Annotated in this window: 14 protein-coding genes; 7 read left to right on the forward strand and 7 right to left on the reverse strand. The window is 31.5% G+C overall.

All coding sequences use genetic code 11. The features are described from left to right. Positions 1–6: 6 nt before the first annotated feature. The 7 genes from GQR92_RS15925 to gyrB form a co-directional block, all read right to left on the reverse strand. The gene (locus GQR92_RS15925; RefSeq protein ID WP_158841248.1) at positions 7–1,125 is read right to left on the reverse strand and encodes an adenylate kinase; all 1,119 of its coding nucleotides are present in this window, start codon (positions 1,123–1,125) and stop codon (positions 7–9) included. Positions 1,126–1,222: 97 nt separating this feature from the next. Beyond that, a complete protein-coding gene (gene secDF, locus GQR92_RS15930; protein WP_158841250.1) occupies positions 1,223–4,198 on the reverse strand; it encodes a protein translocase subunit SecDF in 2,976 nt (991 codons plus the stop codon). 154 nt (positions 4,199–4,352) lie between these two features. After that, positions 4,353–4,955 (reverse strand): hypothetical protein, encoded by a 603-nt coding sequence (locus GQR92_RS15935; RefSeq protein ID WP_158841252.1) that lies wholly within the window; start codon positions 4,953–4,955, stop codon positions 4,353–4,355. A gap of 188 nt (positions 4,956–5,143) precedes the next feature. Then, on the reverse strand, positions 5,144–7,255 hold the full coding sequence (gene recQ / locus GQR92_RS15940; RefSeq protein ID WP_158841254.1) for a DNA helicase RecQ: 2,112 nt from the start codon (positions 7,253–7,255) through the stop codon (positions 5,144–5,146). A 303-nt stretch (positions 7,256–7,558) separates the two neighbouring features. Continuing rightward, entirely contained in the window at positions 7,559–8,485 is a 927-nt protein-coding gene (locus GQR92_RS15945) for a malate dehydrogenase (protein WP_158841256.1), read from the reverse strand. A gap of 132 nt (positions 8,486–8,617) precedes the next feature. Further along, positions 8,618–9,610, reverse strand: coding sequence for a DUF6588 family protein (locus GQR92_RS15950; RefSeq protein ID WP_158841258.1), 993 nt, complete (start codon positions 9,608–9,610; stop codon positions 8,618–8,620). A 252-nt stretch (positions 9,611–9,862) separates the two neighbouring features. Beyond that, complete coding sequence (gene gyrB, locus GQR92_RS15955; RefSeq protein ID WP_158841260.1) at positions 9,863–11,800, reverse strand: DNA topoisomerase (ATP-hydrolyzing) subunit B; 1,938 nt, start codon at positions 11,798–11,800, stop codon at positions 9,863–9,865. 921 nt (positions 11,801–12,721) lie between these two features. Here gyrB and GQR92_RS15960 point away from each other — a divergent pair. The 7 genes from GQR92_RS15960 (at position 12,722) to GQR92_RS15990 (ending at position 21,134) form a co-directional block, all read left to right on the forward strand. Continuing rightward, on the forward strand, positions 12,722–12,988 hold the full coding sequence (locus tag GQR92_RS15960; protein WP_199269151.1) for a hypothetical protein: 267 nt from the start codon (positions 12,722–12,724) through the stop codon (positions 12,986–12,988). Between the two features lie 2 nt (positions 12,989–12,990). After that, entirely contained in the window at positions 12,991–14,391 is a 1,401-nt protein-coding gene (locus GQR92_RS15965; protein ID WP_158841262.1) for an amidase family protein, read from the forward strand. Further along, entirely contained in the window at positions 14,391–17,729 is a 3,339-nt protein-coding gene (gene gatB/aspS / locus GQR92_RS15970) for a bifunctional amidotransferase subunit GatB/aspartate--tRNA ligase AspS (protein WP_158841264.1), read from the forward strand. The genes GQR92_RS15965 and gatB/aspS overlap by 1 nt, the downstream gene beginning before the upstream one ends. A 258-nt stretch (positions 17,730–17,987) precedes the next feature. Beyond that, the gene (locus GQR92_RS15975) at positions 17,988–18,239 is read left to right on the forward strand and encodes a hypothetical protein (protein WP_158841266.1); all 252 of its coding nucleotides are present in this window, start codon (positions 17,988–17,990) and stop codon (positions 18,237–18,239) included. Then, the gene (locus tag GQR92_RS15980; protein WP_158841268.1) at positions 18,240–18,545 is read left to right on the forward strand and encodes a type II toxin-antitoxin system RelE/ParE family toxin; all 306 of its coding nucleotides are present in this window, start codon (positions 18,240–18,242) and stop codon (positions 18,543–18,545) included. It begins immediately after the preceding gene. 359 nt (positions 18,546–18,904) lie between these two features. Continuing rightward, the gene (locus GQR92_RS15985) at positions 18,905–20,296 is read left to right on the forward strand and encodes an anthranilate synthase component I family protein (RefSeq protein WP_158841270.1); all 1,392 of its coding nucleotides are present in this window, start codon (positions 18,905–18,907) and stop codon (positions 20,294–20,296) included. A 259-nt stretch (positions 20,297–20,555) separates the two neighbouring features. Continuing rightward, positions 20,556–21,134: an anthranilate synthase component II gene (locus GQR92_RS15990; protein WP_158841272.1), complete on the forward strand. Its 579-nt coding sequence runs from the start codon at positions 20,556–20,558 to the stop codon at positions 21,132–21,134. The last annotated feature ends 79 nt before the right edge of the window (positions 21,135–21,213 follow it).

Raw genomic sequence — 21,213 nt, forward strand, 5'->3', positions numbered from 1 at the left:
AACGATTTATAAAGTATCAAATACGGTAGCAATGCGTTGTGTAATATCGTCTATAGATCCTACACCATTAATTCCGTAGTATTTATTTTGGGCATCAAAATAATCCTTTAAAATAGCTGTTTTTGTGTTGTACTCGTTAAAACGATTTCTAATTTTACTTTCATCAGTATCGTCTGTTCTACCACTTGTTTTTCCTCTTTCTAATAAACGCTTTACTAAAGCATCTTCTGGCACTTCTAAAGCAACCATACCGTTTATTTGTTCTCCTTTTTCTGCTAAGAATAGATCTAAAGCTTTCGCTTGTGATTCTGTTCTTGGAAAACCATCAAAAATAAACCCATTAGCATCTGCATTTTTTTCTACTTCTGCTTTTAGCATGTTAATTGTTACTTCATCCGGAACTAAATCTCCTTCATCCATATATTTTTTAGCTAATAGCCCTAATTCCGTTTGATTTTTAATATTGAAACGGAATACATCTCCGGTAGAGATATGTACCAAGTTGTACATGTCTTTTAAAAATTCTGCTTGTGTTCCTTTTCCTGCTCCTGGAGGGCCAAATAATACAATGTTTTTCATTTTGGGTTGTGTTGATAATTGATAAATTGCTGGGTAATTTCTACCCAAACCATTGTAATCTAATCCGTAACCAACAATAAATTTATCTTCAATACTTTTTCCGATATAATCTATTGGTAATTCTTTTTTAAATACATCTGGTTTAAAAAATAACGTAGCAATTCTTAGTTGTTTTACGTTTTTATCTCTAAAGATATTATAAATTTCTTGAAGTGTATTTCCTGTATCAATAATATCCTCTAATATAATTACAGTTCTTCCTGTTAAGTCTTCATTTATACCTACTAGTTCTTTTACGTTGTCTGTAGATGAGGTTCCGTTATAGGAAGCTAATTTTACAAATGAAACTTCGCAGTTTCCGTTAAATTCTCTAATAAAATCTGCAGCAAATAGAAAACATCCATTTAAAATACCTACAAAAAGAGGAATTTCGCCTTTAGGCAAATCTGCTTTTACTTGAATTGCTAAATATTTTACAATAGCGGCAATTTCTTCCTGATCTATATAAGGTTTAAAGTGTAAGTCTTGAAGTTTTATAATACTCATTAGATTGCAAATTTAATAACTATATGTTGAATGAAAAAACCGTTTTTAATCTGATAGTCACAAATTAAAAACGGTTTTAATATCTCTTAAAATAATTTTAATTATTTTTTTCTTCTTTTTTAGAAGTGTCAAACATAATTGGTGTTGCCACAAATAATGATGAATATGTACCAACTACTACACCAATAATTAAGGCAAACATAAATCCTTTAATAGAATCTCCTCCAAATAAGAAGATTGCTAACATTACTAATAATGTTGTTAAAGAGGTGTTTATTGTTCTTCCTAATGTAGAGCTTAATGCTTTGTCTACAACTTCACTGTATTTCCAGTTTGGATGTGTACCTGTAAATTCTCTAATTCTATCAAAAATAACCACCGTATCATTCAGTGAGTATCCGACCACCGTTAGAATTGCAGCAATAAAAGATTGACCTATTTCCATATCAAAAGGCATAAAGCTGTACGTAATAGAGAATACACTTAATACTATTAAAACGTCATGGAAAACTGCAACTACAGCTCCAATAGAGAAAGATACCTTTCTAAAACGTAATAATATGTATAAGAAAACTACTAATAAAGATCCTAGAACGGCATACAATGCTGATGTTTTAATATCATCTGCAATGGTTGGTTCTACTTTCATGTAGCTCATTACACCAGATCCTTCTTTTTCAAATCCTGGTTTAAAGTCTTCGTAAGAAGTTGTACCTAAATACGATTTTAATCCTGTAAATAATGCATTTTGAACTTGGTCATCTACATCTTGTCCTTCTTCATCAATTTTATAAACTGTTGTTATTTTTAATTGACGGTCAGATCCATACGTTTTTACTTCTGGAGCAGTACCAAAAGCGTCTTTTAAAGTTGATGCAACATCAGTTGCGTTCATTGTTTGATCGAAACGAACAACATAAGAACGTCCTCCTTTAAAATCTACCCCTTGTTTTAATCCGATAGAGAATATAGAGATAATTCCGGCAACAATTACAGCTCCAGAAACGAAGTATGCAATTTTACGTTTCTTTAAGAACTCTACATTAATATTTTGGAACCATCCTTTAGAAATAGAAGTGTTAAAAGTTAAGCTACCATCTTTTTCAACAGCTCTGTCAATTAATAAACGTGTAATAAATACAGCAGTAAATAAAGAAGTAGCAATACCAATCATTAATGTTAATGCAAAACCTTTAATTGGTCCTGTTCCAAAAACATATAAAATAACACCTGTTAAAAGGGTAGTAATATTTGCATCTATAATTGCAGATAAAGCTCCTTTAATAGAGAAACCTTCTTCTACAGATTGTTTTAATCCTTTTTTAATTGATAAACTTTCTTTAATCCTCTCAAAGATAATAACGTTTGCATCTACAGACATACCAATGGTTAAGATAATACCCGCAATACCAGGCAATGTTAACACAGCGTTGAAAGAAGCTAAAATTCCGAAGATAAATAAGATGTTTACTGCTAAGGCAATATCTGCATATAAACCTGCTTTACCATAGTATAAAATCATCCAAACTAATACTAAGAAAATAGCTAAACCAAATGACTGAATACTGTGATCTATAGATTCTTGACCTAAAGATGGTCCTACAACCTCTGCCTGAATAATTCTTGCAGCAGCTGGTAATTTACCTGCTTTTAGTACAGTAGAAATGTCTTCAGCTTCAGAAATCGTCATAGTCCCTCCTGAAATAGAAGTTCTACCACCTGTAATTGGTGTGTTTACAGAAGGAGCCGTATACACATAGTTGTCTAAAACAACAGCTACAAATTTACCTTGGTTGTCTGTAGTCATTTTAGCCCATTGTTTAGTACCAGAACTATTCATAGTCATACTAACCTCTGGTTTGTTTAATTGGTCAAATACTTGAGAAGCATCTAAAATTACATCACCTTCAATTGTAGCTCTATCGTTACGGTTTCCTTTAATAGCATATAATCCTATTAATTCTGTTCCGTCTACACCTTTGTTCGCTTTATAGTCCCATAAGAATTTAACGTATTTTAATTCATTTGGCAATAAAGCTCTAACTTCTTTTCTTTTTAATAAACTATTTACAGTAGCAGTATCTAAAACTCTAGCCTGAGCAACTAAAGAGCTCATTTGTTGTTGAGATTGTGCTACATTAGGATATAAATACGTAAAAAGGTTTTTTTGATTTACGTCTGTAGAATCTTTTGTTTCACCTAATAAATCATCAATATCATCTTTTTTAGTAGAATCGATTGCTTTTTCTAAAACGGTGTTGTCTTTTAAAATTTCTGCAACTTTACTATTTGCTGTAAAAAAGAAATTCTGAACTTCTGCATTGGTATATACTTCCCAAAATTGTAATTCTGCTTTACTAGTAATTAATCTAGTTACACGCTCAATATCTTTTGCTCCTGGTAATTCAATTTGAATTCTTCCAGAATTTCCAATTCTTTGAATGTTAGGTTGTGTAACACCAAATTTATCAATTCTACTTCTTAATACTTCAAAAGCAGTACCAATAGAACTGTTAATTTCTTCTTGTAATGTTGCTTTAACAGTTGCATTGGCTTCATTAAAAGTAATTTTTTCACTTAACGCTTTGGTTCCAAAAATAGATGGATCACTTAATTTAGTATCTCCTGCAACTTTTTCAAATTCTTGAAAAAATAAGTCTAAGTATGTAGCATTACTGTTTTTTTGAGCTTCATCTGCCGCTTCTAAAGCCTGGTTAAAAACTACGTTTTTAGAATCGTTAGATAAACTTTTTAAAACTTCTTTTACAGATACTTGTAAAATAGCATTAATACCACCTTTTAAATCTAGACCAAGATTCATTTCTTTGTCTTTTACATCATTATAAGTATATGTTGTTACACCTAAATTAATAATGTCTTTGTTTGCAACACTATCTAAGTACTTTCTTTCAAAAGTAGCTCTTTGTCTTGCATCTGTATCAGTTCCTTTACTTTCTGCATAACTAACTGCGTCATCTTCAACCTTATTGGCTAAAAACGTAAATGATAATTGATATAAACTCACTAATCCAAAAAGGATTGCGAATAACTTAATAAGTCCTTTGTTTTGCATGTTTTTTATTTTATTGTCGACTTTTTTTTAGAACGAGCAAATATATAGTTTCTCGTATAACCTGACAATTATTTTTGTTGATTGTTTTTTTGTGATTATGAGTGTGATACTCATTAATTTAAGAAGGTAGAAAAAAATGTAAATGAATACTTTTTTAGCTAATGTTATTTTTTGGACCAGCTCTAACTTCTGGCTCTTTGTATGAAGTTCTATCCTTTGAAAAAGGATTCTTTTTATTGACTTTGTAAGCCGTTTTAAAAAGTTGATTTGTTTTATATTGCTCAACATTTTTTGCCAGAGCAGAATAATCTAATGTTGTAAATCTATCTGAGTTATACTTAATTTCAAAGATAAACTTGTCATCTAAATTAGAAATATCTGTTTGATCCGTTAATTCATAGATGTCAATATTGTAATTAGAAGAGTTTTTGCTTTTTTTGTCCTTTTCAGAATCTTTATTTAAAGCTAATTTAGTCTCTTTAGCAAGTTCTTTTTTAATATTATCAATATTATCAGCACTGTAATAAGAAATTTTTAAAGTGCCGCTTTTTGTTTTATTGATGATAATATTTGATACACCAACTTTTAGTAGTTTTTCTTTTACTTCTGCAATGGTATTTTCAATATCTTTTTTGTTAATTTTAGCATCAAAAAATTCTAGCGCAATTTCTTGATTTGGTATAGAAACCTGATCTTGAAATGCTCCAAAGCAAATAAATAATAAAAATAAAGTACAGATGTACCATTTTGTATGCATGTGTCAAATATATAAAAAAGTTTGCTTCCTTTTTCTGAAATAAATAATCTTATTTAATTATAAAAGTTACTTGTTTTACAGGTGAATTTATAAGGTGAGAGACAATGAAAAAAGTACTAGGAGTAAAGTTCATTTTTTTTAATTTGTAAGAAAGATGCAAATACCTAGGTTGTTGATGATAATGGGTTTTATTCATTTTTTAAGATGAGTGTAATACTTAGTCTTATTTCTCCATAAGATACTTCTTCGTTTAGCTTATCGTAAATAGGTTTCAATTCTATTTTTCTTTCTAATTCATTAAATGCAACGCGTACTTTGTCTACAACTTCTTGGGAAACAAGTTTTTCTAAATCAACATTTTTTCCTTCCATGTATAATTGAGATAAATGAGAGTAGATCGTGGTAATAGATAAACTTCTTTCTTCTGCGATCTCTGTTGGGGTTAAACCTGTATTATATAAATTAAAGGTTTTTTGTATCGTTGTAATTTTTCTGGGTTTTGCTACGCTTTTAAATTTGCGGATGACACTCATAAACTCATCACCATATTTTTCCATTTTGTTCATACCTACTCCAGAAATTGCTAAAAATTCATTTTCTGTTGTAGGAAGTACACTTGCCATTAATTTTAATGTTTTGTCATTAAAAATGATGTAAGCGGGCATTTTTTCTTCCTTTGAAATAGTGTATCTTATTTTTTTAAGTTCTGATAATAAATCGTTATTAGATTCGCCTCCAGTTATTGTTTTTGTTGTTTTTTGAATTTTCTTTTTATCATCAACCTTTACAGGCGTTGTTAATCGTATTGTTTTCTCTCCTTTTAAAACTTCCCAACCAATTGGTGATATTTTTAAGGCAGAATTTTCGCTATACATTATTTCTATAAGCCCTTGATTTGCCATTTGAATTACATAATCTCGCCAATCAAAAAAGCTAACATCTTTACCAATTCCGTAGGTTTTTAAATTGAAGTATTGTTTTGTGTGAATATCTGCATTATTACTTCCTCTTAACACATTTATCAACATGGTAATTCCGTCTTTTTCTTTCATTCTTGCAATTCCAGAAAGTGCTTTTTGAGTTAAAACAGTGCCTTCAAAATCTTTAGGAGGATTTTCGCAAACATCACAATTGCCACAGTTTTCAGTAAGATGTTCTCCAAAATAGGATAATAATATTTTTCTTCTACAAGATTTTGCTTCTGCAAATTGAAGCATTCTATTTAATTTTTCTTTTTGCATGGCACTATTTGCTCCTCCATCTGCAAACTGACTGTACAATACAAAATCTCTCATATTGTAGTATAAAACAGTTTCTGAAGGCAATCCATCTCTTCCTGCTCTTCCTATTTCTTGGTAATAGCCTTCAAGGTTTTTTGGTAAGTTATAGTGAATTACAAAACGAACATTAGATTTGTCAATTCCCATTCCGAATGCGATGGTAGCAACTACTATTTTTATATCATCATTTATAAAATCTGTTTGTGTGCTTTCTCTTTCTTCATGATTCATGCCTGCGTGATAAAACGCTACAGAATGTCCTTCTTTTTTAAGGTAGTTTGCAACTTCTTCTGTGTTTTTTCTGCTTAAGCAATAGATAATACCACTTTCATCTTTTCTTCTTCTTATAAAACTGGTGATTTCTTGTAGCTTTTTCTTTTTTTGAACTTGTCCTCTTACTTCAATGCTTAAATTTTTTCTATCGAAAGAAGAAATAAATAGTTTCGAATTTGTTAAACCTAATTGATTCTCAATATCTTTTCTAGCAGATTTATCCGCTGTAGCGGTTAAGGCCATAAAAGGAACCTTTGGTAATGAATTTCTAAAGACTTTTAATTGTGTGTATTCTGGTCTAAAATCATGTCCCCACATACTAACGCAATGGGCTTCATCAATGGCTACTAATTTTATGTTTAGTTGTTTTAACCAAGTATTACGAACGGCTATTAATTTTTCTGGTGATAAATATAAAAGTTGTATTTCTCCGTTAATGGCTTTGTTAATTACTTCGTTTTCTTCTTGTGTAGAAATAGAGCTGTTAAAGAAATCGGCTTTTATTCCGTTTGCTTTTAAAGCTTGTACTTGGTCTTTCATTAATGAAATAAGCGGAGAAACTACAATTGTAATTCCATCAAATAATAATGCAGGAATTTGGAAGCAAATAGATTTTCCTCCTCCTGTTGGCATTAATACAAAACTATCTTTTCCTTCTATGGTTCGGTCTATGATTTCTTCTTGCAAAGGACGAAAATTATCGTAACCGTATATGTTTTTTAAAAGAGTATGTGTTTGCTTTTTCACTTTTTCAATAATTAGAATGCGAAGATACGGGTTCTCTGTAAATCTATAGGAAGATAGCTTGTTGATGTTCTTTTATAATTACATCTTATTGGGAGTTTGACAATAATAAAGATTGTTAGAATTAAGTATAGTATTGTGCTTTTAGAGAAAATATTAAGACCAATAGGAGTGGAGTTAAAGTGTTTTTTATTGTTGATAAAAGTTGTGTTTTATAAATATTGAAATATAAAAAAAGCCTCAAAGAAAATGTCTTTAAGGCTTTTAAATATTAAATAATATGTTAGATAAAATCTATTAATAGATTTATAATTCTAATAATCCGTTAGTTGCTTTTACACCAACTGCAGATTCTGCTAATTTTGCTTTTTCAGCATCTGTTAAGCTAATTTCAACAATTTTTTCAATTCCGTTAGCACCTAATACACAAGGTACACCAATTGATAAATCGCTTAAACCAAATTCACCTTCTAATAAAGCAGAACAAGGGAATATTTTTTTAGTATCACAAGCAATTGCTTGAACCATTGCAGAAACTGCTGCACCTGGAGCATACCAAGCAGAAGTACCTAATAAACCTGTAAGGGTTGCTCCACCAACTTTAGTATCTTGTACAACTTGATCCATACGTTCTTCAGATAAAAATTCTGAAACAACAACACTATTTCTAGCTGCTTTTCCTATTAATGGTACCATTCCTTTATCTGAGTGACCTCCAATAACCATTCCGTCAACATCAGAAATAGGAGCTCCTAAAGCTTCTGCCAATCTGTATTTAAAACGAGCAGAGTCTAAAGCACCACCCATTCCAATAATTTTGTTTTTAGGTAAACTTGTAGTTTTGTGAACCAAGTAAGTCATTGTATCCATTGGGTTAGATACTACAATTATGATTGTGTTAGGAGAATGTTCGATTAAGTTAGCTGAAACTGTTTTTACAATACCTGCATTAATACCAATTAATTCTTCACGAGTCATTCCTGGTTTACGAGGAATACCAGAGGTAATTACACAAACATCAGAATTTGCTGTTTTAGAATAATCATTTGTACTCCCTGTTATTTTGGTGTCAAAACCATTTAAAGAAGCAGTTTGCATTAAGTCCATTGCTTTCCCTTCTGCAAAACCTTCTTTAATGTCTAAAATAACTACTTCTGCTGCGAAATCTTTAATTGCGATGTATTCTGCACAACTTGCTCCTACTGCACCTGCTCCTACTACTGAAACTTTCATATATATAATTTTAAGATTTATAATAAATATTAACTCTAACAAAAATACGAAATTTACTTAAGATTTTAGTTCTTTAAAAGTAAAAAGACACCCTAAAAAGGTGTCTTTTTGCGAAAAGGATTTCGAGCTTTTCTATCTAATACTAAATGCAATACCTGCCGAAACAGTATTGTATTCTTGTAGGGTGTAATCTGCAAATATTTTAAAGAAACCTAAGCTAATTCTTGCTCCAAGAGTTGTTTTAAAACTTGCTGCAGAAAATTTTAAATCAGGTGGCGTTAATTCTTCTTCATTAGCGCCGTCTTTGTCATAAGTGTAGGTTCCGTTCATTTTAAAGTCACTGTTTCCAGATCCATAACCAATACCTCCATATACGTTTATAAAAGGAAAGTTTAAAGAAGCCAATGCTTGTACATTAAAAGCTTTTAAATCAAATTCTGCTGCTCCGTTTTCTATAGTAAGTTCTTCATTGTCAGTATTTTCAAAGCCATATATTACGTTTAAAGTAGTGTAGGAAGCAAGTAAAGAAACGTGTAGAGGTAATTTGTCTAAAGGTCCAAACCAGCTTGTAATTTCTTTCTTTAAACCTAAACCAATCATTTTTGCACTTCCTCCATCATCACCAAAATCTGTTTCTGGAAAATAACGAACCATTGCCTCAAATTTGTAAGGTAAACCTACGTTTAATTGTAGGGTAGGTGCAGGGACAGCGCTTACTGGTAAGTCTTCTGCAATACCTCCAGGCATTTCTACAGAGATTGTTTGTCCATCTTTTTCAATTGTATATGTATTTCCTTGGCTCTCTCCCATTAAAGTAGGTCCTTCATAAGAACCTCCGTTATGTGTTAGTCCAGTAACCTTAAATATTTCTTTTGAAGAAGGAACTAAAGCACCACTTGCTCCAATAGTTAAATCGAATCCTAAAACTTTATGTACTTCTGCGGTGTGAGCCCATCCATTATTCATTGAAGATATAAAGCCTTCCATTGCAGGAGCAAAATAACCTTCAAGAAGCTTTTTAGAATCCTCTTGTCCTCCTAGAATAATTTCTTCAAAACCATCTTGTGCTTTTGCGCTAAATGTTAAGGCGAATACACCTATAAAAATTAAAATTCCTTTTCTCATTTTTAATATATTTTAGTTTGTAATTGGTTAAATTTTACTGGTTTTACGGCTAAAATATAAAAATATATCAATAATCATAGCTGATGAACTTTTTAAACGGTGAAAAAAAGGTGTTTTTCATTAGTAGTAAGTAGTTTCTGTTTTTTTTAAATAATTGATTTTAAGAATTATTTCATTAAAAAAGGTCATAAAAAAAACACACATTTCTAGTATTAGAAATGTGTGTTTCATAAAATTATTTAGGTTGAAATTTTATACGTCTATATTTGCGTATTTTGCATTTCTTTCTATAAAATCTCTACGAGGTGGAACTTCATCTCCCATTAACATAGAGAATACTCTATCTGCTTCTGTTGCATTGTCTATAACAACTTTACGTAAAGTTCTAAATTCTGGATTCATGGTTGTGTCCCAAAGTTGGTCTGCGTTCATCTCTCCAAGACCTTTATAACGTTGTACACTTACAGAACCGCCCATTTGTTGTGCTATAACATCACGTTGATTGTCATCCCAAGCGTATTCTCTCTTTTGTCCTTTTTTAACTAAATATAATGGCGGTGTTGCAATGTAAATATAACCTTGCTCTACCATTTCTCTCATATATCTAAAAAAGAATGTTAATATTAAGGTAGCAATATGCGATCCATCTACATCGGCATCACACATAATAACTACTTTATGATAACGAACTTTAGATAAGTTTAAAGCTCTTGGATCTTCTTCTGTACCAATAGAAACACCTAAAGCAGTAAACATGTTTTTGATCTCTTCGTTTTCAAAAACTTTATGTTGCATTGCTTTTTCCACATTCAAAATCTTACCACGTAATGGTAAGATTGCTTGAAAGTTTCTATCTCTACCTTGTTTTGCTGTTCCACCTGCGGAATCTCCCTCAACTAAGAAAATTTCACATTGTGCTGGATCCGTTTCAGAACAGTCAGATAATTTACCAGGTAAACCACCAATAGACATTACCGTTTTACGTTGTACCATTTCTCTGGCTTTACGTGCTGCGTGTCTTGCGGTTGCTGCTAATATTACTTTCTGAACAATGATTTTAGCATCATTAGGGTTTTCTTCTAAATAGTCAGTTAACATTTCTGAAACTGCTTGCGAAACTGCGGCAGAAACTTCTCTGTTTCCTAATTTTGTTTTTGTTTGCCCCTCGAACTGTGGTTCTTGTACTTTTACAGAAACAATAGCGGTTAAACCTTCACGGAAATCATCTCCAGCAATATCAAACTTTACATTTTTAAGTAAACCAGATTCATCAGCATACTTTTTTAAAGTTCCTGTTAAACCACGTCTAAAACCAGATAAGTGTGTTCCACCTTCATGAGTATTAATGTTGTTTACGTAAGAGTGTAAGTTTTCTGCATAAGAAGTGTTATAAACCATAGCAACTTCTACAGGAATACCATTTTTTTCACCTTCCATAGAAATTACAGAGCCAATTAATTGCTCACGCGTAGAATCTAGGTATTTAATAAATTCTGGTAACCCTTCATCAGAATGAAAAACTTCTGAAATAAAGTTTCCTTCATCGTCAGTATTTCTTTTGTCTGTTAACGTAATGGTGATTCCTTTATTTAAAAAAGATAATTCACGCATACGAGTTGCCAGCGTATCGTAATTAAATTCTGTAGTTTGCTTAAAGATCGTCTTGTCTGGTAAGAAAGTAACAATAGTACCTGTAAAGTCAGATTCTCCAACAGTTTTTACTGGGTATAATGCTTTTCCTTTAGAGTATTCTTGTTGCCAAACTTTTCCTTCTTTATGAACTGTAGCTACTAAAAGGTCAGAAAGTGCGTTAACACAAGAAACACCAACACCGTGTAAACCACCAGAAACTTTATAAGAATCTTTATCAAATTTACCACCGGCACCAATTTTTGTCATTACAACTTGTAATGCAGAAACGCCTTCTTTTTCGTGCATTCCAACAGGAATTCCACGACCGTTATCTTTTGTTGTAACAGAATTGTCTTCATTTATAGTAACATCAATTGTATCACAATAACCACCCATTGCTTCATCAATAGAGTTATCTACAACCTCATATACTAAATGGTGTAAACCACGTATACCAACATCTCCAATATACATGGAAGGACGCATTCTTACGTGTTCCATTCCTTCCAGTGCCTGAATACTGGAAGCATCATAATTATTTTTTTTCTCTTCGCTCATTATATAAAGTGCATTATTGTTTTTTTGATTGATGAAATTCGTCTTTAAAAAAGAAATTTCAGTAAAACCAAAATTACAATTTTTAGAACGTTTTTCAAGTGTTTTTAGCTATTTAGTTCAAAAATTATCAACATTTGTTGATTTCTTAAAAGTGGCTTAAATGGCTTAAAAATGATTTTATTTTTGATTTTTGAATTTTTCTTTTGATGTTTTGAAATCAAAAAAATAAAAAGTGCTTAAATCTTTAAATTTTGAATTTATGGATTTTGAAAATAACAACATATTTAGAATAATAATACCAATTATATGAAATTAGTGTAAAATAGAATGATAATTTTTTTAGTGATAGTATTTCTATAAAAAAAAGTCAATAGTAATGGGTTTTAACCCATTGTAAATGTTTTTTTGGCTAAAGCTATCTGTGTAATTTATCAATAGCATCCAGCTAAAGCTGGATGCTATTGACAGGGTTGTCTTAAAAAAAAAGGTGTTTTATTCTCGTTATTTCAAAACAGGTTAACGGCTTGCGTTAGGGATTGCAGTGAAAATCCTTTTGCCTTTTTGTGGCAAAAGATTGTAGTGTAAAGCCCGACCTTTAGGAACGCCCAAAAAATATAAGTAAGGTTTTAAATTATTTGATATGATATTTTATGATATCTATAATTACAAGTTAATATTTTATTGATTATGCAATGGATGTATAAAATGATAGAAAAGAGGTTTTTGTACCATATTTTCTACATATATTTGTCCATATTAATAGATTATATGACCATTAATAATAACAATCGTAATTTCAATAATCCTAATTGTTAGGGTAAGAAGGTTGTTGTTTAGAAATATATAAATAAAGCCTTCCAAATCGGAAGGCTTTTTTCATGTTCTGAACTGGTTTCAGAATCTTAATTAAAAAATAAAGAAATGAGCAAAATAATGACGGTAGACATTTTGTCTAGTATTAAAGGAGCAGAGCCATCGGAATCGGTGAATCAATTATTTGAGGTAATTAAAAATGCAAATACATCAGATACTAACGTTAATACCAATCATAACAATGCTGTAACTTTAGATGATTTAAGAGAAGATGTTGTTATTGATAGTCCGCAGGCAGAAAAACAAATAATTATAGAAAACTTTCCGAAAGAAAAGAATGGTTTTTTAGTAGTTTCTAAAGTGATAGAAGAATAATTATGGAATCGCAAATACATAAAATTCACCAGCAATTGGTGAACAAAGAAATTTCGTGTACAAAACTGGTACAAGAAAGATTAGATTTATTAAAATCGAACACCCACAATACTGTCAATTCACTTTTAGATACATTGGCGCTAGAATTAGCTGCAAAAGTTGATGCTAAGATTGAAAACGGACAAGAAATTGGTTTGTTAGAAGGAATTCCGTTCGGAATTAAAGATGTGTACATGGTACAAGGAACTTTAACAACGGCGAGTTCAGATTTACTTAAAAAATATAAATCGCCTTACACGGCAACTGCCATTCAGAAATTATTTGATGCAGGCGCAATACCGTTAGTAAAAGAAAATTGTGATTCTTTTGGACACGGTTCATCATCTGAAAACACCATTTTCGGAGCCGTTAAAAACGCAATCAATACAGATTTAGTTTCTGGTGGTTCTAGTGGAGGTTCTGCAGTAAATGTTGCCAAAGATTTTACAGTTTTTTCAATTGGTGGAGATACGGGAGGTTCTGTTCGTCAACCGGCAGGTTATAATAATGTCTACGGATTAAAACCAACCTACGGAAGAATTTCTAGATTTGGATTAATGGCATACGCATCTTCTACAGATTGTGTTGGACCCATTGCAAAATCGATAGAAGATATTAGAATTGTTTTAAATGTGATGAGTGGTCAAGATATTAAAGATCAAACCACGTATCAATCGGAAGCTATATCAGAAGAAAATATTTTAAATGCTGATGAAATAAAAACTGTTGGATACTTTAAAAATTTCATCGAAAACGATGCAATTGATGCAAAAGTAAAAGCGGACTTTTTAGCAACCATAGAAAAAATAAAAGCCAAAGGAATTGAAGTAAAAGAATTAGATTTCTTTGAGTCTGATACTTTAGTTTCTACCTACTATACTTTAGCAATGGCAGAAACAGCATCGAACCTTTCTAGATTAGATGGTACAAATTACGGAAATAGAATAGAGGGCGATACTTTAAAAGATACGTATTCTATTACACGATCAGAAAATTTCTCTGAAGAATCTAAACGTAGAATTGTTGGTGGAAACCAAGTATTATCTCAAGGTTTTTCTGATGAAATCTATTTAAAAGGATTAAATGTAAGAGATCAAATTATAGCTAATTTTGAAAAAGATTTTAAAGAAGTTGCTATTATTTTATCTCCAGTAACACCAAATTCGCCACCAAAAATTGGCGATAGTTTAAACGATCCTTTAGCAATGTATTTGTCTGATGCGTATACGGTTGGTTTTAGTTTAGGACAATTGCCAACGTTAACAGTGCCACAAGGAACAGAAACAGGATTGCAAATTACGGCAGCAAAAAATAATGACGAACTTGTTTTGAAGTTTGCTAACTTCTTAAAAGATATGATATAATGGAACTGGAACAATTAAATGAGCTTATTAAAAAGCACGACTTAGAGTTAGTAATAGGTATTGAAACTCACGTTCGATTAAATACAAAAACAAAGTTATTCTGTTCTTGTGCAAATCAAGAAATAGAACAACCAAATCAAAATATATGTTCGGTTTGTACTGGGCAAATGGGAGTTTTACCTTCTATAAATAAAGAAGCAATTACCAAAGCTATTTATTTCGGTAAGGCAGTAAAATCTACTTTTTCTAATGAGGTAATTTCTTGGGATCGTAAACATTATGAATACCCAGATAACCCAAAGAATATTCAAATTACACAGTTTCACAATCCTGTAATTCCAGACGGACAAGTTTCTTGTTTTAGAAATGATGGCTCGCAATTTACAGTGAGTTTGACACAAGTTCATATTGAAGAGGATGCTGCAAAATTAATGCACGAAAAGAAAGTTTCTTTAGTAGATTTTAATAAAGCAGGTGTTCCGTTAATAGAAATTGTAACCGATCCTTGTATTCGTCATATAGAAGATGCATCAACATACGCACAATACATTCAAAGAATTGTTCAGAATTTAAAAATCTCTGAAGCAAATCTAGAAAAAGGAGAGTTTAAGTCGGATGTTTCTGTATCACTTAGAAAAAAACATACGTATGATTTAAACCCAAGAACAGAAATCAAAAACTTAAATTCTTTTAAGTTTATGGTAGATGCTTTAAAGGAAGAAATTGAAAAGCAATTAAGTTATTACGTAGAAAATAAAGCGTTTAGACCAGACCAAACAACGGTTTTATGGGATGCAGATTTAAAGCAGACTAAAACCATGCGTAAAAAGGAATTTGAAGCAGATTATCGTTTTATTTCTGAGCCAGATTTACCTTTTGTAAACATCAAAAAAGTTGTAGATAGTATACATGTTGATATTAGTTCTTTGCCTTTTGCAGTAGAATCTATTTTGATAAAAGGTGGCGTTTTACCACAAGATGCTAAGTTTTTTACTGCAGATTCTTTACGTTCAGAAGTTTTTGTTGCTATCAATAATAAAATAAATGATGCTTCTTTTGTTGCCAAAACATTGGTAAATAATATAGGTGCTGATGAGTATGAGAATATTCATAGTGTGGATCAGTTAATTGAAATTTTTCAATTATTTAAAGAAGATAAAATAACGTCTGTTTTAGTGCAAAACGGAATTACATCTTATTTAAAAGATAGAACTTTCGATTATAAAAAGTACTTTGAAGACAATACCATTTCTGAAGATAAAATTAAAGCTGCCGTTGCAAAAGTAGTTTCAGAAAACGAAGCAACTGCAAATGATATTAAAGCAGGAAACCAAGGGAAAGCAGGTATTCTTGTTGGTAAAGTAATTGGTATTATTGGTAAAGGAGCTTCAGGAAAAGTGATTCGTCAAGAAATATTAAATGCTTGTTCTGGTGATGGAATAAGGAAAGAGAAAAAAGAGACGAGAAGTCAAGAACAGGAAACCAACAACCAACAGCCAACAACCAAAAACCAAGAAGAGGAATTACCTCAAGTTCCTATTATTATAAAAGAGGAATACAGAACACATAAAATTTCTCAAATATCAGAAGATTCAATTAATGATGAGGTTACTTTATCGGGTTGGGTTTCTAGTGTTAGAGATCATGGTGAATTAATTTTTATTGATTTACGCGATTCAAGTAATGAGGTTTTTCAAGTACGTTTAAGTAGAGAAACATTTCCTAATTTAGATGAGCTTGTAAAATTAAAATCAGAATCTGTTATTTCTGTAACCGGAATTGTGGTGCAGCGTAAAGAAGATGATTATAATGCAGGTTTAAGAACCGGTAAATTAGAATTAGAAACAGCTGCTTTAGATATTTTAAACTTATCTAAAACGCTTCCTTTTGAAATAAAAAGAGCCATGAAATCGAACGAGAATGTTCGTTTTCAATATAAGTTTTTAGATCATAGAAATGATGAGGTTCGTAAAGCAATTGTAAACCGTCATAGAGTAATCAAGCTAATGCGTGATATCTTAGATGAAGAAGAGTTTTTAGAAATTGAAACGCCTATTTTAACTGCAGGTACAGACGAAGGAGCAAGAGAATTTATTGTGCCTACAAGAAAACAAGCAGGTTCTTTTTACACGTTACCACAAGCGCCACAACAATTTAAGCAAATGTTGATGGTAGGTGGTTTTGAAAAATATTTTCAAATAGCACGTTGTTTTAGAGATGAGGATTCTCGTGGAGATAGACAACCAGAATTCACACAATTAGATATAGAAATGGCGTACGCAAGTATGCAGCAAATTATCGATTTAAACACCAAAATGTTTAATGAAATTGTCAAAAAAATATATGGTAAAAAATGGACTTTACGTCCGTTTGAAGTAATTACGTATAAAGATGCAATGGATAAATATGGTTGTGATAGACCAGATTTACGTTATGGCTTACAAATGCAAGACATTACAGATATTGTAAAAGATACCACATTCCAGGTTTTTAGTAAACCAATTGAAGACGGCGGAATTGTAAAATGTATTAAAGTTTCTGCAGCAGAGCAAGGAAACAAACGTATGTCTAAAGGACAAATAGAAAACTTAACAGCTATTGCACAACAAAATGGTTTAGGTGGTTTGGCATATATTATTGTAAATGAAAACGATTTACAATCGCCAATTATTAAGTTTTTAGGAGAAGAAATTGCAGCAAATATTATAAAAGCTACAGATGCACAAGTTGGTGATATTGTATTTTTCTCAGCAGCAGATTATGCAACAGCAAACAAAGCATTAGATGCGGTTCGTCAAGAAATGGGGCGTATTTTAAAGTTGATCAATCCTAAAGAATTAAGACCAGCGTGGGTTGTAGATTTCCCAATGTTTGAAAAAACAGATGAAGGAAGATGGACATTTACACACAATCCTTTTTCTATGCCTGCAATCTATGACTTAGAAAAGCACATGACTGGAGAAGGAGAAGAAATAGGAACCATTATAGCGCAACAATACGATTTAATCTTAAACGGTTACGAGATTGGTGGAGGTTCTGTTCGTGCTCACAAAGCAGAAATTTTAGAAGCAACCTATAAAAATATGGGTTACAATAAAGAAGAAATGATGAAAAGTGTGGGTACGATGTACAAAGCTTTTCAGTATGGAGCGCCACCTCACGGAGGAATTGCTTGGGGAGTAGACAGATTAATGATGATTTTAGAAAAGAAAGCTTCTATTAGAGAGGTAATGGCTTTTCCTAAAACAGGTTCATCAGAAGATTTATTATTTAATGCACCATCAATTTTATCTGATAAAAAGGTAGAAGAAATGAATGTTAGAATTATTAGGAAATAGTCTTTTAAGAATTCTTTAAAATATAAAAATCTCGCGAAAGCGAGATTTTTTTGTTATTATTATTTAATTAAGAATGATGGGGTATTAAGTGTTTGTTAACCATTTTTTTATGAGAATAGTTTAAAAATATTTGTTATTGCTCATTTTCAACAAGTACCACAACCATTATTTTAAACTCTCGATAAGAAAGCTGTAAGAGACTGAATTCCGTATTTATTTTAAAATTCCATATATTTGTAATACTTAAACCTTCACGTTATGGATTTAGCTGCAAGAAAAAATATATTTAAAGAACGTTTCGATCAAATAAAAGACATCGACTTAATTCAGCGTTTTGAAGAGTTTTTAGAGTTGCAACTATCTAATAAAAAAATTGTAGCTTATACAGTTCAGGGAGAAGCTTTAACTAAAGAAATGTATGTAGAAAAGGTGCAAGACACTTTAAAATCTGTAAAAAACGGAAACTTTACCACAGTAGAAGATTTAGAAAAAGAATCAGAAAACTGGTAAATGGTTACTTCAATTAGTATTGTTTGGTCAGATAAAGCAAAAGCAGATTTAAGATATATTCATGATAGAATACTAGATAGAACGAAATCTAGAAACAACGCTAAAAATGTTAAACTAGATATTTTACATGCAAGTAAAAATATCGAGTTTGTTGAACAGTATCAAGTAGATGAATTTTTAGGAAAACCATTTAGACGTATAATTGTTAGACACTTTAAACTAATTTATTTCGTGGAAAGTAAATCTTCAATTATAATTTTAGAAGTATTCGATTCTTATCGAAATCCTATTGAAATAAGAAGGTAAGACACAAATAATTTTCGCAGAGTAAAAACTTTGCGACCTTTTGCATTTTTTTCTTTGCTGTTAATTCCAAAATAAATCAAACTAAAGGTTGCTTGTTTAAAAAATCTATCTTACTTTTGTTAAACAATGAAAAATAATACAATAAATACAGGTTGGTGGAACTCTCTTATATAATAAGTGAGAAAAAACCTATATGTATGTAACATAAAATTTAAAAAGGCTTATCTCACGATAAGCCTTTTTTTTATGATGATTTTTTAAATCATCCAAAGTAAAAAAGAATAGACAAATGTCCCCTCGAGCGCAGTCGAGAGGTTCTAAAATAAGTCTCGACTGCGCTCGACCAGATAAAAAGTAACATGAAAAAATTACAGTTTAAAACAATTCACAAAACAAAGATTGCAGATACCGTTACACCGGTAGGTTTGTACCTGCGTTTTAGAGACAAATACGCTAACACTTTGTTGTTAGAAAGTTCAGATTATCATAGTAAAGAAGAAAGTTTCTCATTTATTGCCGTGGAGCCAATTGTTTCTATGAAAGTAGATAATTATCAGTTTTCTGTTTCTCACAAAGGAACACAACTAGATGAACAACCTATTAACAAAAACTTTTATGAGTTATTCGATAAATTTACCAATTCTATAGAATTAGATTGTCCGGCCGAATTAAAATCATTCAACGGATTATACGGGTATACTACTTTTGATTCTGTTCAGTATTTTGAGAATATTAAATTTAAAAACAAAAAAGCACCTTCTGCAATTCCAGAAATGCAATACAGTTTTTACCGTTTTATTATTGCCATCAATCATTTTAATGATGAAATGACGTTGATAGAAAATATAGAAAAAGGTACCGAGTCTCGTATTAAAGAAGTTCAGACGATTATCGATGCACAAGCATTTAATACGCAGAAATTCGAAATTGTAGGCGAAGAAACTTCCAATGTTACAGGTGAAGAATTTAAGGACTATGTAAGAAAAGCAAAATATCACTGTAAAAGAGGAGATGTTTTTCAATTGGTTTTATCACGCCAATTTCAACAAAAATTTAAAGGAGACGAATTTAATGTGTATAGAGCATTGCGTTCTATAAACCCGTCGCCATATTTATTTTATTTCGATTATGGTTCATTCAAATTAATGGGCTCTTCACCAGAAGCACAAATTAAAATATCCGGAGGTAAGGCAACTATTAACCCAATTGCAGGTACGTTTAGAAGAACGGGCGATATGGCAGAAGACATTAAGCTGGGTAAAAAATTATCCGAAGATAAAAAGGAAACGGCAGAACACGTTATGTTGGTAGATTTAGCCCGTAACGATTTAAGCAAACATGCCGATAAAGTTACGGTAGAGGTTTTTAAAGAAGTGCAGTATTTTAGCCACGTAATTCACTTAGTTTCTACGGTTAGAGGTAAGATTAAAGGAAACCCAATAGAAATTGTTGGAGACACTTTTCCTGCCGGAACCTTAAGTGGTGCGCCAAAGTACAAAGCAATGGAGCTGATAGACAAATATGAAAATCAAACTCGTGGTTTTTATGGAGGAGCAGTCGGAATTATCGGTTTAGATGGTTCTGTAAATTTAGCGATTGCCATTCGTTCTTTTGTGAGTAAAAACAACGTTTTGTATTCGCAAGCAGGCGCAGGAATCGTTATTCATTCCGATGAAGAAAAGGAATTACAAGAAGTAAATAATAAATTAGCAGCGTTAAATAAAGCGTTAATTTTAGCAGAAAATATATAAAGTATCCAGCAAGGTTTTCAAAACCTTGTAGGCATAAAATAAAAAGAGATTGATTTTAATTTGGGCGTTTTAACGGGCTTTCATTACTCGCTTTTTTTGAGAAAAACAAAAAAGAGCTCAAACAAACCATTCAATCCCTAACGCGAAATTGAGTATTAAGTAATTACGAGGAGTTTTTCCGACGAAGTAATCTCTTAATTAATAAACAGATTGCCACAGCAAATGAAAAATTTGCTTCGCAATGACAATTAGAAAAAACATGAAAATATTAATTTTAGATAATTACGATTCGTTTACCTACAATTTGGTACACATGGTAGAAAAAATTACAGGAAACTTTCCTGCGGTTTTTAGAAATGACGAAATCAGTATTGCAGATGTAGGTACGTATGATATCATTATGTTATCTCCAGGTCCAGGAATTCCGGATGAAGCAGGAATCTTAAAGGAAGTCATTAAAACATACGCCGGTGTAAAACCAATATTCGGAGTTTGTTTAGGTTTACAAGCAATAACAGAAGTTTTCGGAGGGAAAATCATCAATTTAGACGATGTTTTTCACGGAGTTGCCACAGAAATGAGGGTCTCAGACCCTTCAGCCACAATTTTTAAAGATGTTTCTGAAACATTTATGGCAGCACGTTATCATTCTTGGGCAGCAACAGATGAAGGTTTTCCAGAAGAAATACAAGTAACCGCAAGAGATGAAGATGGATTAATTCAGGCAATTGAGCACAAAATATTTCCAATATCTGCGGTTCAATTTCATCCAGAATCTATTTTAACAGATGTTGGTGAGCAGTTGGTTACTAATTTTATTAATAGTGTAAAAAAGTAATGTCATTATGAGAGAAACGAAGTAATCTCATTTTTAATTAAAAGGTTGCCACATCAAATTATCATTTGATTCGCAATGA

It is taken from the genome of Polaribacter sp. L3A8 (genome assembly GCF_009796785.1).
Lineage (GTDB): Bacteria > Bacteroidota > Bacteroidia > Flavobacteriales > Flavobacteriaceae > Polaribacter.

Bases quoted from the DNA above. Each gene is read 5' to 3' on its own strand.
- GQR92_RS15925 (WP_158841248.1), bottom strand. From the start codon at position 1,125: ATGAGTATTATAAAACTTCAAGACTTACACTTTAAACCTTATATAGAT.
- secDF (WP_158841250.1), bottom strand. From the start codon at position 4,198: ATGCAAAACAAAGGACTTATTAAGTTATTCGCAATCCTTTTTGGATTA.
- GQR92_RS15935 (WP_158841252.1), bottom strand. From the start codon at position 4,955: ATGCATACAAAATGGTACATCTGTACTTTATTTTTATTATTTATTTGC.
- GQR92_RS15945 (WP_158841256.1), bottom strand. From the start codon at position 8,485: ATGAAAGTTTCAGTAGTAGGAGCAGGTGCAGTAGGAGCAAGTTGTGCA.
- GQR92_RS15950 (WP_158841258.1), bottom strand. From the start codon at position 9,610: ATGAGAAAAGGAATTTTAATTTTTATAGGTGTATTCGCCTTAACATTT.
- gyrB (WP_158841260.1), bottom strand. From the start codon at position 11,800: ATGAGCGAAGAGAAAAAAAATAATTATGATGCTTCCAGTATTCAGGCA.
- GQR92_RS15960 (WP_199269151.1), top strand. From the start codon at position 12,722: ATGAGCAAAATAATGACGGTAGACATTTTGTCTAGTATTAAAGGAGCA.
- GQR92_RS15965 (WP_158841262.1), top strand. From the start codon at position 12,991: ATGGAATCGCAAATACATAAAATTCACCAGCAATTGGTGAACAAAGAA.
- gatB/aspS (WP_158841264.1), top strand. From the start codon at position 14,391: ATGGAACTGGAACAATTAAATGAGCTTATTAAAAAGCACGACTTAGAG.
- GQR92_RS15975 (WP_158841266.1), top strand. From the start codon at position 17,988: ATGGATTTAGCTGCAAGAAAAAATATATTTAAAGAACGTTTCGATCAA.
- GQR92_RS15980 (WP_158841268.1), top strand. From the start codon at position 18,240: ATGGTTACTTCAATTAGTATTGTTTGGTCAGATAAAGCAAAAGCAGAT.
- GQR92_RS15985 (WP_158841270.1), top strand. From the start codon at position 18,905: ATGAAAAAATTACAGTTTAAAACAATTCACAAAACAAAGATTGCAGAT.
- GQR92_RS15990 (WP_158841272.1), top strand. From the start codon at position 20,556: ATGAAAATATTAATTTTAGATAATTACGATTCGTTTACCTACAATTTG.